Origin of the sequence: Burkholderia sp. SCN-KJ (assembly GCF_024656005.1) — a bacterium.
Lineage (GTDB): Bacteria > Pseudomonadota > Gammaproteobacteria > Burkholderiales > Burkholderiaceae > Burkholderia.
In genome coordinates, this window is the sequence record NZ_JANKOG010000004.1 from 256,882 (window position 1) to 272,447 (window position 15,566).

General features: G+C 68.5%; 14 protein-coding genes. 6 read left to right on the forward strand and 8 right to left on the reverse strand.

The genetic code is table 11. The annotated features are described in order from the left end of the window. The first annotated feature begins 127 nt into the window (after nucleotides 1–127). Complete coding sequence (locus tag NQV17_RS09250) at nucleotides 128–2,059, forward strand: ATP-binding cassette domain-containing protein (protein ID WP_257771632.1); 1,932 nt, start codon at nucleotides 128–130, stop codon at nucleotides 2,057–2,059. Between the two features lie 203 nt (nucleotides 2,060–2,262). Here NQV17_RS09250 and NQV17_RS09255 read toward each other — a convergent pair whose 3' ends face one another. The 3 genes from NQV17_RS09255 to alr form a co-directional block, all read right to left on the reverse strand. Continuing rightward, nucleotides 2,263–2,529 (reverse strand): DUF2866 domain-containing protein, encoded by a 267-nt coding sequence (locus NQV17_RS09255; protein WP_044847945.1) that lies wholly within the window; start codon nucleotides 2,527–2,529, stop codon nucleotides 2,263–2,265. A gap of 149 nt (nucleotides 2,530–2,678) precedes the next feature. Further along, the gene (gene radA, locus NQV17_RS09260; protein WP_044847946.1) at nucleotides 2,679–4,055 is read right to left on the reverse strand and encodes a DNA repair protein RadA; all 1,377 of its coding nucleotides are present in this window, start codon (nucleotides 4,053–4,055) and stop codon (nucleotides 2,679–2,681) included. A gap of 11 nt (nucleotides 4,056–4,066) precedes the next feature. After that, nucleotides 4,067–5,137 carry an alanine racemase gene (gene alr / locus NQV17_RS09265; RefSeq protein ID WP_044847947.1) on the reverse strand — a complete coding sequence of 357 codons (1,071 nt, stop codon included), beginning with the start codon at nucleotides 5,135–5,137 and terminating at the stop codon, nucleotides 4,067–4,069. 218 nt (nucleotides 5,138–5,355) lie between these two features. Between alr and lplT the strand changes: the two genes are divergently transcribed. Together lplT and thiD are read left to right on the forward strand one after the other, a co-directional pair. Further along, nucleotides 5,356–6,663: a lysophospholipid transporter LplT gene (lplT, locus tag NQV17_RS09270; RefSeq protein WP_044847948.1), complete on the forward strand. Its 1,308-nt coding sequence runs from the start codon at nucleotides 5,356–5,358 to the stop codon at nucleotides 6,661–6,663. A 58-nt stretch (nucleotides 6,664–6,721) separates the two neighbouring features. Continuing rightward, a complete protein-coding gene (thiD, locus tag NQV17_RS09275) occupies nucleotides 6,722–7,531 on the forward strand; it encodes a bifunctional hydroxymethylpyrimidine kinase/phosphomethylpyrimidine kinase (RefSeq protein WP_257771638.1) in 810 nt (269 codons plus the stop codon). 18 nt (nucleotides 7,532–7,549) lie between these two features. Here thiD and NQV17_RS09280 read toward each other — a convergent pair whose 3' ends face one another. The 4 genes from NQV17_RS09280 to tsaB are packed head-to-tail and all read right to left on the reverse strand — an operon-like array spanning nucleotide 7,550 to nucleotide 10,836. Next, nucleotides 7,550–8,512, reverse strand: a complete 963-nt coding sequence (locus tag NQV17_RS09280) for a DUF1853 family protein (RefSeq protein WP_257771640.1) — start codon at nucleotides 8,510–8,512, stop codon at nucleotides 7,550–7,552. Further along, complete coding sequence (locus NQV17_RS09285) at nucleotides 8,509–9,585, reverse strand: uracil-DNA glycosylase family protein (protein WP_257771642.1); 1,077 nt, start codon at nucleotides 9,583–9,585, stop codon at nucleotides 8,509–8,511. Before NQV17_RS09285 ends, NQV17_RS09280 begins: the two co-directional genes overlap by 4 nt. Further along, nucleotides 9,572–10,072, reverse strand: a complete 501-nt coding sequence (rimI, locus tag NQV17_RS09290) for a ribosomal protein S18-alanine N-acetyltransferase (RefSeq protein ID WP_044847952.1) — start codon at nucleotides 10,070–10,072, stop codon at nucleotides 9,572–9,574. Before rimI ends, NQV17_RS09285 begins: the two co-directional genes overlap by 14 nt. Further along, nucleotides 10,069–10,836, reverse strand: coding sequence for a tRNA (adenosine(37)-N6)-threonylcarbamoyltransferase complex dimerization subunit type 1 TsaB (gene tsaB / locus NQV17_RS09295; RefSeq protein WP_257771645.1), 768 nt, complete (start codon nucleotides 10,834–10,836; stop codon nucleotides 10,069–10,071). Before tsaB ends, rimI begins: the two co-directional genes overlap by 4 nt. 147 nt (nucleotides 10,837–10,983) lie before the next feature. Here tsaB and NQV17_RS09300 point away from each other — a divergent pair, with 147 nt between their 5' ends. From NQV17_RS09300 to aceA, 3 genes are all read left to right on the forward strand, one after another. Continuing rightward, nucleotides 10,984–11,253, forward strand: a complete 270-nt coding sequence (locus NQV17_RS09300) for an acyl-CoA-binding protein (protein WP_044847954.1) — start codon at nucleotides 10,984–10,986, stop codon at nucleotides 11,251–11,253. Between the two features lie 357 nt (nucleotides 11,254–11,610). Next, the gene (locus NQV17_RS09305) at nucleotides 11,611–13,152 is read left to right on the forward strand and encodes a DEAD/DEAH box helicase (RefSeq protein WP_044847955.1); all 1,542 of its coding nucleotides are present in this window, start codon (nucleotides 11,611–11,613) and stop codon (nucleotides 13,150–13,152) included. 380 nt (nucleotides 13,153–13,532) lie between these two features. Beyond that, nucleotides 13,533–14,840 (forward strand): isocitrate lyase, encoded by a 1,308-nt coding sequence (aceA, locus tag NQV17_RS09310; RefSeq protein ID WP_257771649.1) that lies wholly within the window; start codon nucleotides 13,533–13,535, stop codon nucleotides 14,838–14,840. A 229-nt stretch (nucleotides 14,841–15,069) separates the two neighbouring features. On the opposite strand, the gene NQV17_RS09315 is transcribed toward aceA, so the two are convergent. Next, the gene (locus NQV17_RS09315; protein WP_059459679.1) at nucleotides 15,070–15,504 is read right to left on the reverse strand and encodes a universal stress protein; all 435 of its coding nucleotides are present in this window, start codon (nucleotides 15,502–15,504) and stop codon (nucleotides 15,070–15,072) included. Between the last annotated feature and the right edge of the window lie 62 nt (nucleotides 15,505–15,566).

A 15,566-nucleotide genomic window follows, 5' to 3' on the forward strand; every position in this document is an offset into this window, starting at 1 on the left:
CTTTTACGAAACCGTATCGACGTGGAGTCTAGGCGAAATCGCGCCGTTGCGGCACCTGCCGAACGGCCGATATCCGGGGCGACGCGCGCGCAGTCTAGAATAGCGGTTTTGGTCAGTCATTCCCGCCGTGATCCGTTTCAATCAGTTCAGCCTTGCGCGCGGCACCAAGCCGCTGTTCGAGTCGGCCTCGTTCGTGCTCAATCCCGGCGAGAAAGCCGGCCTGATCGGCGCGAACGGCGCCGGCAAATCGACGCTGTTCTCGGTCCTGCGCGGCGAGCTGCATTCCGACGGCGGCGATTTCGCGATGCCGCCGTCGTGGCGGATCGCCCACGTGTCGCAGGAAACGCCCGCCGTCGACCGCTCCGCGCTCGACTACACGCTCGACGGCGACACCGCGCTGCGCGAGATCGAGGCGCGTATCGCCGCCGCCTCGGCCGCGCACGACGGCGCGGCCGAAGCCGACGCGCACGCGGCGTTCGCCGACGCCGACGGCTATACGGCCCCCGCGCGCGCCGAAGCGCTGCTGCTCGGCCTCGGCTTCACGCTCGCGCAGACGCGCGAATCGGTCGCCAGCTTCTCCGGCGGCTGGCGCATGCGGCTGAACCTCGCGCAGGCGCTGATGTGCCGCTCCGACCTGCTGCTGCTCGACGAACCGACCAACCACCTCGACCTCGACGCGATCGTCTGGCTCGAAGACTGGCTGCACCGCTACGCCGGCACGCTCGTCGTGATCTCGCACGACCGCGAATTCCTCGACTCGATCTGCAACGTCACGCTGCATCTGGAAAATCGCCAGGTGAAGCGCTACGGCGGCAATTACTCGCAGTTCGAAGTGCTGCGTGCGCAGCAGCTGGCGCTGCAGCAAAGCGCGTACGAAAAGCAGCAGAAGACGATCGAGCACCTGCAGAGCTTCGTCGACCGCTTCAAGGCCAAGGCGACCAAGGCCAAGCAGGCGCAAAGCCGGATGAAGGCGCTCGAGAAGATGGAGCTGATCGCGCCCGCGCACATCGCGTCGCCGTTCACGTTCGAATTCCGCACGCCCGACGCCGCGCCGAACCCGATGATGGTGATGGAAGACGTCCGCTGCGGCTACCACGCCGAGGACGGCACCGACATCCCGATCGTCGAACGCGTGGCGCTGTCGATCCAGAACGGCCAGCGCATCGGCCTGCTCGGCGCGAACGGCCAGGGCAAGTCGACGCTGATCAAGACGCTGGCCGGCACGCTCGCGCCGCTGTCGGGCTACGTGCGCGACGGCAAGGGGCTGACGATCGGCTATTTCGCGCAGCACCAGCTCGAAACCCTGCGCGAGGACGATTCGCCGCTCGCGCATCTCGCACGGCTCGCCCCCGACACGCGCGAGCAGGAACTGCGCGACTTCCTCGGCGGCTTCAATTTCTCCGGCGACATGGCGACGAGCCCGGTCGGCCCGTTCTCGGGCGGCGAGAAGGCGCGGCTCGCGCTTGCGCTGATCATCTGGCAGAAACCGAACCTGCTGCTGCTCGACGAACCGACCAACCACCTCGACCTCGAGACGCGTCACGCGCTGACGATGGCGCTCGCGCAGTTCGAAGGCACGCTGATCCTCGTCTCGCACGACCGCCACCTGCTGCGCGCGACCACCGACCAGTTCATGCTCGTCGCGAAGCACCGGCTGCAGCCGTTCGACGGCGACCTCGACGACTACCGCGACTGGCTTCTGCAGCATGCGGCCGAGCAACGCGCGGCCGCGAAGGCCGACAGCGCGGCGGCAGCGGGCGCGGATCCGGGCGTCAACCGCAAGGATCAGAAGCGTCAGGCGGCCGAGGAGCGCCAGCGGTTGTCGCAGCTGAAGAAACCGCTGCAGAACCGCATCACGAAGCTCGAAAGGGAAATGGAAACGCTGCACGCGGAGAAGGCGCGCCTCGACGCGTTCGTCGCCGATCCGGCGAGCTACGAAGCCGCACGCAAGACGGAACTGACCGAAGCGATCCGCAAGCTGGGCGAGGTCACTACCCGGCTCGAAACGGTCGAGGCGGACTGGCTCGCCGTGCAGGAAGAGCTCGAGCAGATCGGCTGAACGCGCGCCGGGCGCCGTCGGCCGGTCGTTTCAGCGGCGGCCGGACGCCTCGGCACGATCCACAATCCACGATCCACGATCGACGAACCCGCCCGGCCGCACCGGGCGCGGAAACGACAAGGCCGGGCGCCCCGGCCCGGCCTCTTTGTCATCGTTGGCGTTCGACGTGATCGCGTCGGCCGTCCGCCGGCCGCGCCATCCGCTCAACGCCGCGGCAACGTATCGCGCGGCATCTGCTCGTCATCGCCCATCAGGTGACGCCGCCCTTCGGTCGGCCGGCGGATCGCCGCGGCGACCTCCGCTTCCGTCACGTCCTCGGACACGACCCGGCGCGCCAGGCGCCCTTCGTCGTCGATCCATTCGACGATGCGGCATCCGCCGCCCCACGGCTGAACGATCGGCTCCGACACACGGCAGCCGCGCAGGTTGTAACTGCGTCCGCTCGGCGCTTCCCCATACTGTTTAAACATAGGTTCCCTTCGCATTGCGCGGTTCGACAATCCGGCAAAGGATAGGGAAAAGCGATGTCCGGCGGGTTACATCAGCCTACATATTCATTACGGCCAATTACGCGACAGATCACCGCGAGCCAACGCACGGCGGCGCTGGCCAGCCACGGCTATTCGAGATCGCGCACACGGTCGATCGCCTGCTCGATCCGCTCGACGGCCATCACGTTCAGTCCTTCGATCGGCTGTTTCGGCGCATTCGCCTTCGGGATCAGCGCCGCGGTGAAACCGAGCTTCGCCGCCTCGCGCAGCCGTTCCTGGCCGCGCGGCGACGGCCGGATCTCGCCGGCCAGCCCCACTTCGCCGAACACGATCAGGCCCTTCGGCAGCGCCTTGTTGCGCATCGACGAATGGATCGCGAGCAGCACCGCGAGGTCGGCGGCCGGCTCGGTGATCTTCACGCCGCCCACCGCGTTCAGGAACACGTCCTGGTCGAAACACGCGATGCCCGCGTGCCGGTGCAGCACCGCGAGCAGCATCGCGAGCCGGTTCTGCTCGAGGCCGACCGCGAGCCGGCGCGGGTTCGGCACGTGGGCCGTATCGACGAGCGCCTGGATCTCGACGAGCAGCGGGCGCGTGCCCTCCTGCGTGACGAGCACGCAGGAACCCGGCACGACCTGCTCGTGCTGCGACAGGAACAGCGCGGACGGGTTCGCGACGCCGCGCAGCCCGCGCTCGGTCATCGCGAACACGCCGAGCTCGTTGACCGCGCCGAAGCGGTTCTTGAACGCGCGCACGAGCCGGAACGACGAATGGGTGTCGCCCTCGAAGTACAGCACCGTGTCGACGATGTGCTCGAGCACGCGCGGGCCCGCGAGGTTGCCCTCCTTCGTCACGTGCCCGACCATGATGATCGCGGTGCCGGACTGCTTCGCGATGCGCGTGAGCTGCGCCGCGCACTCGCGCACCTGCGCGACCGAGCCGGGCGCCGATGTCAGCGCTTCGGAATAGACGGTCTGGATCGAGTCGATGACGGCGACGTCCGGCCGTTCCGCGTCGATCGCAGCCTGGATCTTCTCGAGCTGGATCTCGGCGAGCAGCTTCAGCTCGGCCGCCGGCGCGCCGCCGTCGAGCAGTGCGAGCCGTTGCGCGCGCAACGCGATCTGCGCGGCCGATTCCTCGCCGCTGATATAGAGTGCGCGCCGCTCGCTCGCGATGTCCGCGAGCGACTGCAGCAACAGCGTCGACTTGCCGATGCCGGGATCGCCGCCGATCAGCACGACGCCGCCCGGGACCAGCCCGCCACCCAGCACGCGATCGAATTCGCCGATGCCGGTGGAGAAGCGCGGCACGTCGGCCGCTTCGATGTCGACGAGGCGCTGCACGGGCGCGCGTTTCGCGAGCGACTGGAAGCGATGGGCGGCCGGCGACTCGGCGACCGATTCGACGAGCGTGTTCCAGGCCTGGCACGACGGGCATTGCCCCTGCCACTTCGGGGTTTGTCCGCCGCACTCGCTGCAGACGTAGACGGTTTTCTGTTTGGCCACGCGTGCTGCCCTTATTCCGCGCGCACCGGTACGCGGGCGGCGACCGCGCACATCAGTTCATAGCCGATGGTCCCGCAATGGCGCGCGACGTCGTCGATCGGCAGCGCGTTGCCCCACAGCTCGACCCGCGCGCCGACGCCGGCCTGCGGGCACGGCGTCAGGTCGACGGTGATCATGTCCATCGACACGCGGCCGACGATCCGCGTGCGGATGCCGTCGACGATCACGGGCGTGCCTTCGGGTGCGACGCGCGGATAGCCGTCCGCATAGCCGCACGCGACGACGCCGATGCGCATCTGCGCTTGCGCGGAGAACGTCGAGCCATAGCCGATCGCCTGCCCCTTCGCGATCGTCTGCACGGCGATCAGCTCGGAGGCGAGCGTCATCGCGGGCTTCAGGCCCGTGTCGGCGATATCGGACGACAGCCCCGACGGCGATGCGCCGTACAGCACGATCCCCGGCCGCACCCAGTCGAAGTGCGTATCCGGATGCCACAGCACGGCCGCCGAATTCGCGAGGCTGCGCGCGCCCGCGATGCTTGCCGCGCCGCGCTCGAACGTTGCGAGCTGCTCGGCGACGCCGCGCTCGTTGTCGGCGTCCGAAAAATGGGTCATCAACGTGATCTGGCCGATGCCGGGGCACGCACGGGCGCGCTCCCACGCGGCGCGGTACTTCTCCGGCACGTAGCCGAGCCGGTTCATCCCGCTGTTCATCTTGAGCTGCACGTTGACGGGCTTCGACAGCCGCGCCGTCTCCAGCATCCGCATCTGCTCGTCGTTGTGGACGGTGGTCGTGAGGCTGTAGCGGTCGATCACGTCGATGTCGGTCGAGCGGAAGAACCCTTCGAGCAGCAGGATGGGGCCGGCCCAGCCGAGCTCGCGCAGCTTCACGGCCTCGTCGAGGTCGAGCAGGCCGAAGCCGTCGGTGCCGCGCAGGCCGGGAAACACGCGCGCGAGACCGTGGCCGTACGCGTTGGCCTTGACGACCGCCCAGACCTTGGACGGGCCGGCAAAGCGGCGGACGACGGAGAGATTGTTCGCGAGGGCGGCGGTGTGGATGGTGGCGGAGATCGGGCGCGGCATGGGAAATTTACGTAAAGACGCTTGCGAATCATCAGCTTACCGCGCCTTTTGAGCACCGAAGCCGACAATTTGCGGAACGATCGGGGAATCTTGCTAGTCCGAATTGCCGTATTTTCGTGTTATAAAGCCGTGCGCACAACCCATTTCGAACGGAATAAGCCGATCGCATACCAGGCGGCCTACGCGGCCCTGCCGCAGCGACGAAAGCATCGCATCAGATGAAAAAAGGTTTTTACACCATCATGGCCGCGCAGTTTTTCTCGTCGCTGGCCGACAATGCGCTTCTCATCGCCGCCATCGCCCTGCTGAAAGACCTCCACGCCCCCAACTGGATGACACCGCTGCTCAAGCTGTTCTTCGTGTTGTCGTATGTGGTGCTGGCGGCCTATGTCGGTGCGTTCGCCGATTCGCGTCCGAAGGGGCGCGTGATGTTCATCACCAATTCGATCAAGGTGGTCGGCTGCCTGATCATGCTGCTCGGCGCCCATCCGCTGATCGCATACGGCATCGTCGGGTTCGGCGCCGCGGCCTACTCGCCCGCGAAGTACGGCATTCTGACCGAGCTGCTGCCGGCCGACCGGCTCGTCGCCGCGAACGGCTGGATCGAAGGCACGACCGTCAGCTCGATCATCCTCGGCACCGTGCTCGGCGGCGCGCTGATCAGCCCGCACATCGCGTCGCACGTGATCGCGCACACGCCAGCCTGGATCGCCACGCCCGCCGAAGCGGCGATGGTGATCATCATGGCGATCTACGTGATCGCCGCCATCTTCAATCTGCGGATCCCCGATACCGGCGCGCGCTACCCGAAGCAGGAGCGCGGCCCGGTCAAGCTCCTCACCGACTTCGCCGACTGTTTCATGGTGCTCTGGCGCGACAAGCTCGGCCAGATCTCGCTCGCGGTCACGACGCTGTTCTGGGGCGCGGGCGCGACGCTGCAGTTCATCGTGCTGAAGTGGGCCGAAGTGTCGCTCAACATGTCGCTGTCCGAAGGCGCGATCCTGCAGGCGGTGGTCGCGGTCGGCGTCGCGGGCGGTGCGATCGCCGCCGCCGCGCGGATCCCGCTGAAGAAGTCGCTCAGCGTGCTGCCGGTCGGCATCATCATGGGCATCGCGGTCATGCTGATGGCGTTCTATACGCGCGACCTGTTCCCCGCGCACTGGGCCGTGCATTTCGGCCACCTGCGCCTGCCCGTGTACCTGATCGTCGCGTACATCTTCCTGATCTGCGTCGGTGCGCTGTCCGGCTACTTCGTGGTTCCGATGAACGCGCTGCTGCAGCATCGCGGCCACGTGCTGCTGTCGGCCGGCCATTCGATCGCGGTGCAGAACTTCAACGAGAACCTGTCGGTGCTCGTGATGCTGTGCCTGTACGCGGTGCTGGTCTGGCTCGACGTGCCGGTCGGCGTCGTGATCGTGCTGTTCGGCACGTTCGTGTGCCTGACGATGTGGCTCGTGATGCGCCGCCACCAGGCGAACCAGCGTCAGTTCGACTCGGTCGCGCTGATCGGCGAATCGCGGCACTGACGCTACACTTCCTGTTTCCGTCCGTCGGCGCCGGTCTTCGAACCGGCGCCTTGCCATCATGACGCACCCGATACCCAATGTCCTGACGATCGCCGGCTCCGACTCGGGCGGCGGCGCGGGCATCCAGGCCGACCTCAAGACCTTCTCCGCGCTCGGCGCGTACGGCGCGAGCGTGATCACCGCGCTGACCGCGCAGAACACGCGCGGCGTGACCGGCGTGAACGCGCCGGACGCCGCGTTCGTGACCGCGCAGCTCGACGCGGTGTTCGACGACATCCGCATCGACGCGGTCAAGATCGGCATGCTCGCGAACGCGGCGATCGTGCACGCGGTTGCCGACGCGCTGCGGCGTTACGCGCCGCGCTTCGTCGTGCTCGATACGGTGATGATTTCGAAGAGTTCGCACGCGCTGCTCGCGCCCGATGCGGTCGACGCGTTGCGCGACGCGTTGCTGCCGCTCGCAACCGTCGTCACGCCGAACCTGCCCGAAGCGGCCGCCCTGCTCGGCGACACGCCCGCGATGACCGAAGACGACATGATCCGGCAAGGCCAAGCGCTGCTCAAGACCGGCGCGCGCGCCGTGCTGATGAAGGGCGGCCACCTGCCCGACGCGGCCGCGAGCCCCGACTGGCTCGTCGATGCGGCGCATGCGGTGCGGTTCGACGGCACGCGCGTGCCGGTCAGCAACACGCACGGCACGGGCTGCACGCTGTCGTCGGCGATCGCCGCGCTGCTGCCGCAGCGGCCCGATCTCGACAGCGCGGTGCGCGAAGCGAAGGTCTACCTGACCGGCGCGATCGCCGCGAGCGGCCAGCTCGACGTCGGCCACGGCGTCGGCCCCGTCCATCACTTCCATCGCTGGTGGTAAGCACCGGCTGACGCGGCGTCAGTGCTCCTGGGCGGCGAACGCCTGCGCACGCGCGGGCCAGTCGTCCGGCACGATGAAGCCGCGCGCCGTCTCCCGCCATACGCCGTTGCCGTCCTGTCGATGGACGCCGATCAGCGCGGGCGCCTGGCGCGCTGTCAATGCGGCCGGCAACTCGAGCGAACGCACCAGCGGTTCGGGCGCGGCGTCGGCCGCCGCCACCCGCCGCGGCGCGAGCCATGCGAGCCGCGGCAGCACGTTCCACGCCGCACCGTCGGGCTGCGCGGATGCCCACGCCGGCCACTGCGCGTGCGTGAGCCAGAACCCGCGCGGATGATCGGCCGCGATTTCCGCGGCCACCGGCGGCAGCGGCACGCCGTGCGGATAGAACAGCCAGCCCTTGATGAACATCTGCGCATCGGACGGCGCGCCGTAGCCCAGCAGCGCGAACCCGTGGCGATCGCTCAGCCGCAGCTGATGCTCGAGCAGCCGGCTGCGCTTACGGTCGAGGCGGTCGACGAGATTCGGCCCGACGAAATCCGCGAGCGACGCGTCGCCGTGTACCGGCGCGCATAGATAGCACTTGACCGCGAGTTCCCAGTGCAGGCGCAGCCCGCCCGGCGCATCGACGAGGAAATCGACCTCGCCGAGCGTCTTGCCGTTGCTGCGCAGCGGCAGGTTGGCGGCGACGAGCCGCAGCGACGGCCCGTGCGTGAGGAAATACTCGAGCAGGCATTCGGCATAGCGGCCGAGTCGCACGGGCCGCAGCCCGTCGAGCGCGCGGTGCAGCGGCTCGGGCGCGGCATCGAGCGCGACGAGCCACGCTTCGACGGCCACGCGTTCGACCGCATCCGACCACGGATGCGCGAGCGGCGCGCCGGGCGCGGCAGTGAGCAGGCTCGGGCTCGCGAGGAGCCAGCCCAGATCGCGGACCGCGGCATCGTGCAGCGTATCGACGAACGCGAACGCCGCGCCGCGCGTCATTGTCCGGCCGGCCCGTGCGCGGCGGCGCCCTCCGCCCGCTGGAACGTATCGCGCGCCAGGCACAGGTCGGCCCACGCCTTCGACTTGTCCTGCAGGCTGCGCAGCAGGTACGCCGGGTGGTAGGTGACGATCACCGGCACGCCTTCGTACGTGTGCACGCGGCCGCGCAGCGATGCGATGCTCGCGTCCGTCTTCAGCAGCGTCTGCGCGGCGAAGCGGCCGAGCGCGACGATCAGCTTCGGCTTCACGAGCGCGACCTGGCGCTGCAGGTACGGCTCGCAGCGCGCGACCTCGTCCGGTTCCGGATTGCGGTTGCCGGGCGGGCGGCACTTGATCACGTTGGCGATGTAGACGTTGTCGCCGCGCTTGAGCGCGAGCGACTGCAGCATGTTGTCGAGCAGCTTGCCGGCCTGGCCGACGAACGGCTCGCCCTGCCTGTCCTCGTTCTCGCCCGGCGCTTCGCCGATCAGCATCCAGTCCGCTTCCCGATCGCCGACACCGAACACGGTATTCGTGCGCTTCTCGCACAGGCGGCAGCTCGTGCAGCCGGCGACGCGTGCGGCGAGCGCATCCCAGTCGAGCATCGCGACCTGCGTTGCAGCAGGACGCGCTTCGGCCGGCGGCAGCGGATCGCCGGGCGGCGCCGCGTCGAACCACGCGAAATCGTCTTCGGTGAGCGGCGGCAGGTCGTCCGCGGCGGCGGCGGCCGGGGACGATGCCGGCCCGGCGGACGCGCGATCGTCATCGATCGCGGCACGCGCGCCGCTGCCCGTTTCCGCAGCCGGTGCCGCGGAGCGCGCGGCGCCGCCAGCGGGCGGCGTATCCGCCAGCGGCATATCGCCGCGCGGGAACACGCGTGCAGGCGCCTGCGTGTCACGCGGCTGCTCCGACGTCGGCCGCGACGCGGGCACGACGGTTGCCACCGCAACGGCGGACGCATCGTCCGCCGCGCCCGGCACGTCGACCGGCCCTGCCCCCGCGCCACCCGCTTCGGCGCCTTCCGCGCGCGACCCGCGCCGCACCCAGATCTGCGCGAGCCCCATTTCCTCGAGCGCTGCTTCAGCCCACGCCATGCGCGTCCCCTTCGTCCTTGTTCAGCGTCAGACGCATCACGATCGCGTCCTCCCGGCTGCGATGCCGCGCCGGATAGTAGTTCTTGCGCCGGCCGATCGTCACGAAACCGAAGCGCTCGTACAGATGGATCGCCCGCGGATTGGACGGCCGCACCTCGAGCAGCACGCCGTCGAGCCCCTCCGCGCGCGAGATGCGCACGGCTTCGCGCAGCAGCGCGAGGCCCGCGCCCGACTGCTGGGCAGCCGGCGCGACGCACAGGTTCAGCAGGTGCATTTCGTCGATCACCGGCATCAGCACGCAATAGCCGACGAGCGCGCCCGTCACGTGCCGCAGGCACACGCCGAAATAGCCGTTGCGCAACGAATCCTGGAAATTGCCGCGGCTCCACGGGAATTCGTACGCGACCTGCTCGATCGCGACGACCTCGTCGAGATCGGTGTCGGTCATCGGCGACAGATAGCGGTCGCTCAACAGGACGCCCGTCATCCTTTTGCTCCGTCCGTCTGCGCGGCACGCGCGGCCATGCGCTCGGCGGTGGTCTGCGCGACCTTGTCGCGCACGTATTCGGGTGCGGCCTGGTCGGCCGGCACCGTCCGGCCGGCGCGGAACGCCCGCAGCGCGGCATGCGCGACCGCCAGCGCATGCGGCAGCGCATCGCCGTCGATCACGGCCGCGGCCGCCGCGGCCGGCAGTTGCGCGCCGAACGCGGCGGCCGCGTTGCCCGCGAGCGTGAACGGCGCGTCGGGCACGCCGACGGCGCCCGGTGCATCGAGCGACGCCGGATGCAGCGTGCGCCAGTCGCCCGCCTGCTCGTCCCATGCGAAGTCGGCCCAGTACGCTTCGTCCATCCGCGCATCGAGCGCGGCCAGCACGCGCGTCGTGCCGGGTGCGCGCAGCCGCGCGTGCTCGGCGCACGCGAGCAGCGTGCTGACCGGCACGACCGGCAGCCCGCGCCCGAACGCGAGCCCCTGCGTAATGCCGGTCGCGGTGCGCAGCCCGGTGAACGAGCCTGGGCCCGCGCCGAACGCGATCGCGTCGCAGTCGGCGAACGTGAGGCCCGATTCGGCGAAGAGTTCCTGGATGGCCGGCAGCACGCGCGTGCTCGACACGGCGCCCGTCAGCTCGTGGCGGACCCAGGTTTGCGGGGTGGAAACGGCGTCATCGGCGAAAACCGAGCGCAGCAGCGCGACCGAGCAGTATTCGGTCGACGTATCGATGGCGAGGAGCACTGTTTGCGTCATGGCCGACATTGTAATGCGGCGCCCCGCTCCCACGGGCGATCGGAACCGATCGCGATGCGCGCGCCGTGCGGCCGGCGGTTTGGAAGGATCGCTCGACCCCGCGCGGCGCGGCGCTTGTTAAGATCGCCCGACCTGAAACCCTTACGGAGACACACGATGAGCGAACTCACCGCCCAATTCGACCAGGCCCAGGTCGACGTCAAGCAACTGACCGAGCGACCGGGCAACCTGACGCTGCTGCGCCTGTATGCGCTCTTCAAGCAGGCGACCGACGGCGACGCGCACGGCGACAAGCCGGGCTTCACCGACATCGTCGGCAAGTACAAGTACGACGCGTGGGAAGCGCTGAAAGGCACGACCCAGGACGCGGCGAAGCAGCAATACATCGAGCTCGTCGAATCGCTGAAGAACGGCACGGCGTCCTGATCTGTCCCGCCTGCCGCAATAGGCAATCAAATCAGTGGCGCAGCGCAGCAAATATCTCTATAATGCTGGCTGCGTCACCTCCCGCGCTCGGCTCGCAAGCCGTTCCGGCCCGACGCCTCGTAGCGTTAAGCTCCAATCCGGTTTAGAACCTGTCCCCTCCTGCTTCGACCCTCGCGGTCGTCAACTAGGCTGGCGGCCCCCGCTCCAGAAGCGCGCCGCACCCAAAACAGCTTCTAATGCCTCATCCGCCGACGGTTCGGCGGATTGCACCCGTTTCCCGATTTGCTCGCTGAATCCGACGACTTGGGTATGCGCGATTGGCGCCGACGTTTCACCCACTGTGTTTCAAGGATTGTTATGACTTCGAGCATCAACTCCAGCCCGCTCAACGCGATCGCCGACCAGGCGCTCGGTCTCGAGAACGCCGCCGCACCGGCCGCGGTCGAACCGGCGTCGGACGAGCCGACTTTCGCGTCGCTCGGGTTGTCGCCGGAGATCGTCTCCGCGCTGCAGGCCGCCGGCTACGCCAAGCCGACGCCGGTCCAGCAGCGCGCGATTCCGGCCGGCATCGCCGGTCGGGACCTGCTGGTGTCGAGCCCGACCGGTTCGGGCAAGACGGCCGCATTCATGCTGCCCGCGATCGAACGTTTCGCGCAGCTCCAGAAGGCGCAGGCGCAGCAACCGCGCGCGCCGCGCGAACCGAACCAGGGCGACCGCCGTGCGCGCCGCCCGCAGCCCGTCGCCCGCCCGGGCCTGCTCGTGCTGACGCCGACCCGTGAACTCGCGATGCAGGTCACCACGGCCGCGTCGACCTACGGCAAGCACCTGAAGCGCCTGCGCACGGTCAGCATCCTCGGCGGCGTCGCCTACGGCCAGCAGCTGATGCTGCTCGCGAAGAACCCCGAGATCCTGGTCGCCACGCCGGGCCGTCTGCTCGACCACCTCGAGCGCGGCCGCATCGACCTGTCCGAACTGAAGATGCTCGTGCTCGACGAAGCCGACCGCATGCTGGACATGGGCTTCATCGAAGACATCGAGACGATCGTCGCCGCCACGCCCGAGTCGCGCCAGACGATGCTGTTCTCGGCCACGCTCGACGGCAAGATCGGTTCGCTGACGAGCCGCCTGCTGAAGGATCCGGAGCGCATCGAGATCCAGCAGCGCCTCGAATCGCGCGCGAACATCGCGCAGACCGTGCACTACGTCGACGACCGCGACCACAAGGACCGCCTGCTCGATCATCTGCTGCGCGACGACGCGCTCGACCAGGCGATCATCTTCACGGCGACCAAGATCGATGCCGACCAGCTCGCCGGCCGTCTCGCCGACGCCGGCTTCGAATCGGCCGCGCTGCACGGTGACCTGCCGCAGGGCGCACGCAACCGCACGATCCGTGCGCTGCGCGAGCGCCGCGTGCGCGTGCTGGTCGCGACCGACGTCGCAGCCCGCGGCATCGACATCCCGGGCATCACGCACGTGTTCAACTACGACCTGCCGAAGTTCGCGGAAGACTACGTGCACCGTATCGGCCGTACGGGCCGTGCCGGCCGTTCGGGCACCGCGGTGAGCCTCGTGCACCACGCCGAGCAAGGCGCGCTCAAGCGCATCGAGCGCTTCGTGCGCTCGCCGCTGCCGGTCAACGTGATCGAAGGCTTCGAGCCCCGCAAGGCACCCCCGCGCAACGATCGCGGCACCGGCGGCCGCGGCCGTCCGGGCGGCGGTAACGGCGGTCGTCGTTTCGGCGGCAAGCCGGGCGGCGGTCATGGCGGCAACGGCCGCAGCTACGGCGGCGGCAACGGCGGCGGCTGGAGCGGCAAGCCGGGCGGCAGCCGTGACGGCGGCCCGCGTCGCGACGGCCAGCGCAGCGGCGGCCCGCGTCGCAGCAATTCGGCGTCGTAAGCACGCCCCGGCGGCCCCCGCGGCCGCCCGCCCATCCGGCAAACCGGCGCACCCGCGCCGGTTTTTTTTCGTCCCGCACCAAATTTCACCATGCGGAAAATTTTTTTGCGTCGTAAAAAATCATGCTGCGCGGCACAACCTTACAATTGCGAGATGGGAAAAATCGTTTCTCATTGCGAAACACAAATCGCAAGCAGTTGATTAATAACGACTAAAAAGTTTCAAACTTCCTGGTATAGCCCCTGTTTCACCTCGATCGGTTTGCCTAGACTCTTATACAAGACTTCTCGAAGCGGCACGCACCGCGCCCCGCTTCGGGAACAGCATCAGCACCGTCCAATTCGACCGATCTGGCAACACACCGCATCAAGGAGCTCATCATGTCGCGACAGCAACAGGCACAGGAACTGCAAAAGCAATGGGAAACCGATCCGCGCTGGAAGGGCATCAAGCGCAGCTACACGGCTGAGGATGTGGTGCGCCTGCGCGGCTCGATCGTCGTCGAGCACACGCTGGCCAAGCGCGGCGCGGAAAAGCTGTGGCGCCTCATCAACGAAGAGCCGTTCGTCAACGCACTCGGCGCGCTGACCGGCAACCAGGCGATGCAGCAGGTGAAGGCCGGCCTGAAGGCGATCTACCTGTCGGGCTGGCAAGTGGCCGGCGACGCGAACGTCGCGGGCGAAATGTACCCGGACCAGTCGCTGTACCCGGCGAACTCGGTGCCGCTCGTCGTCAAGCGCATCAACAACACGCTGACGCGCGCCGACCAGATCCAGTGGTCGGAAGGCAAGAATCCGGGCGACGAAGGCTACGTCGATTTCTTCGCGCCGATCGTCGCGGACGCGGAAGCCGGCTTCGGCGGCGTGCTGAATGCGTTCGAACTGATGAAAGCGATGATCGAGGCCGGCGCCTCGGGCGTGCACTTCGAGGATCAGCTCGCGTCGGTGAAGAAGTGCGGCCACATGGGCGGCAAAGTGCTGGTGCCGACCCGCGAAGCGGTCGCGAAGCTGTCGGCCGCGCGTCTCGCAGCCGACGTGATGGGCACGCCGACCCTGCTGGTCGCGCGGACCGACGCGGAAGCGGCGGACCTGATCACGTCCGACATCGACGACAACGACAAGCCGTTCCTGACGGGCGAGCGCACGGTCGAAGGCTTCTTCCGCACGAAGCCGGGCATCGGGCAGGCGATCTCGCGCGGCCTCGCGTATGCGCCGTACGCCGATCTCGTCTGGTGCGAGACGGGCAAGCCGGATCTCGAGTACGCGAAGAAATTCGCGGAAGCGATCCACAAGCAGTTCCCCGGCAAGATGCTGTCGTACAACTGCTCGCCGTCGTTCAACTGGAAGAAGAACCTCGACGACGCGACGATCGCGAAGTTCCAGAAGGAGCTCGGCGCGATGGGCTACAAGTTCCAGTTCATCACGCTGGCCGGCTTCCATGCGCTGAACTACTCGATGTTCAACCTCGCGCACGGCTATGCCCGCACGCAGATGAGCGCGTTCGTCGAACTGCAGCAGGCCGAGTTCGCGGCGGCCGACAAGGGCTTCACGGCCGTCAAGCACCAGCGCGAAGTCGGCACCGGCTACTTCGACGCGGTCACGCAGACGGTCGAGCGCGAAGCCTCGACGACCGCGCTGCACGGCTCGACCGAAGACGAACAGTTCTTCGACGGCAAGAAGGTCGCGTAACGCGCGCAAGCGTCACGCCGATGCCGGCCCGTCACGCGACGGCGCGGCATCGGCGGCACCGGACAACAATCAGGGAGGAGACGGCTGGCGCGCGATCGACGTCGCGCGACCGGTCGCGCGCGGCCAGTGGCCGCCAGCAACGACGCGCGCCGGCCTCGTCCGGCGCGCCCTTTTTTCAGCGGCGCCGCCGTGCTGTCGCCCGCGCGGCTACGAACGACGGGCGCCGCGTCTACCGATAGACGATCACCGGAATTTTCGTATGGGTCAGCACGCGCTGCGTTTCGCTGCCGATCAGCAGGCTGCCGAGCCCGCGGCGTCCGTGGGACGCCATGAAGATCACGTCGCAGCCGCCACGTTCGGCCGCCTCGATGATGCCGAGGTACGGCGACGGATGCACGCTCGTCCAGCTGTCGCAAACGACGCCGGCCGCCTTCGCGGCCGCCTGCACGTCGTCCAGGTGCGCGCGTGCCTCGCGCTCGCTGCGCGCGCGGAAATCGGCGGGCGGCTCGATGATCACTTCGGAAAACGGCGAGTACGGATACTGCGGCAGGCACGCATAGGCCGTGACCCGCGCGCCGACCGCGCGCGCCAGGTCGATCGCGCCGTCGATCGCCTTCTGCGACAGTTCGGAACCGTCGGTTGGAACGAGGATGTGCCGGAACATCGCGCCCTCCTGCGTCAGACGCACCGCGCGCGCCGCGAACCCATGCGGGCCGGCTCCGGCGC

What these genes read in the sequence shown, in the direction of transcription:
- NQV17_RS09255 (WP_044847945.1), bottom strand. Translation starts at nt 2,529, where the DNA reads ATGTTTAAACAGTATGGGGAAGCGCCGAGCGGACGCAGTTACAACCTG.
- alr (WP_044847947.1), bottom strand. Translation starts at nt 5,137, where the DNA reads ATGCCGCGCCCGATCTCCGCCACCATCCACACCGCCGCCCTCGCGAAC.
- lplT (WP_044847948.1), top strand. Translation starts at nt 5,356, where the DNA reads ATGAAAAAAGGTTTTTACACCATCATGGCCGCGCAGTTTTTCTCGTCG.
- thiD (WP_257771638.1), top strand. Translation starts at nt 6,722, where the DNA reads ATGACGCACCCGATACCCAATGTCCTGACGATCGCCGGCTCCGACTCG.
- NQV17_RS09280 (WP_257771640.1), bottom strand. Translation starts at nt 8,512, where the DNA reads ATGACGCGCGGCGCGGCGTTCGCGTTCGTCGATACGCTGCACGATGCC.
- NQV17_RS09285 (WP_257771642.1), bottom strand. Translation starts at nt 9,585, where the DNA reads ATGGCGTGGGCTGAAGCAGCGCTCGAGGAAATGGGGCTCGCGCAGATC.
- rimI (WP_044847952.1), bottom strand. Translation starts at nt 10,072, where the DNA reads ATGACGGGCGTCCTGTTGAGCGACCGCTATCTGTCGCCGATGACCGAC.
- tsaB (WP_257771645.1), bottom strand. Translation starts at nt 10,836, where the DNA reads ATGTCGGCCATGACGCAAACAGTGCTCCTCGCCATCGATACGTCGACC.
- NQV17_RS09300 (WP_044847954.1), top strand. Translation starts at nt 10,984, where the DNA reads ATGAGCGAACTCACCGCCCAATTCGACCAGGCCCAGGTCGACGTCAAG.
- NQV17_RS09305 (WP_044847955.1), top strand. Translation starts at nt 11,611, where the DNA reads ATGACTTCGAGCATCAACTCCAGCCCGCTCAACGCGATCGCCGACCAG.
- aceA (WP_257771649.1), top strand. Translation starts at nt 13,533, where the DNA reads ATGTCGCGACAGCAACAGGCACAGGAACTGCAAAAGCAATGGGAAACC.
- NQV17_RS09315 (WP_059459679.1), bottom strand. Translation starts at nt 15,504, where the DNA reads ATGTTCCGGCACATCCTCGTTCCAACCGACGGTTCCGAACTGTCGCAG.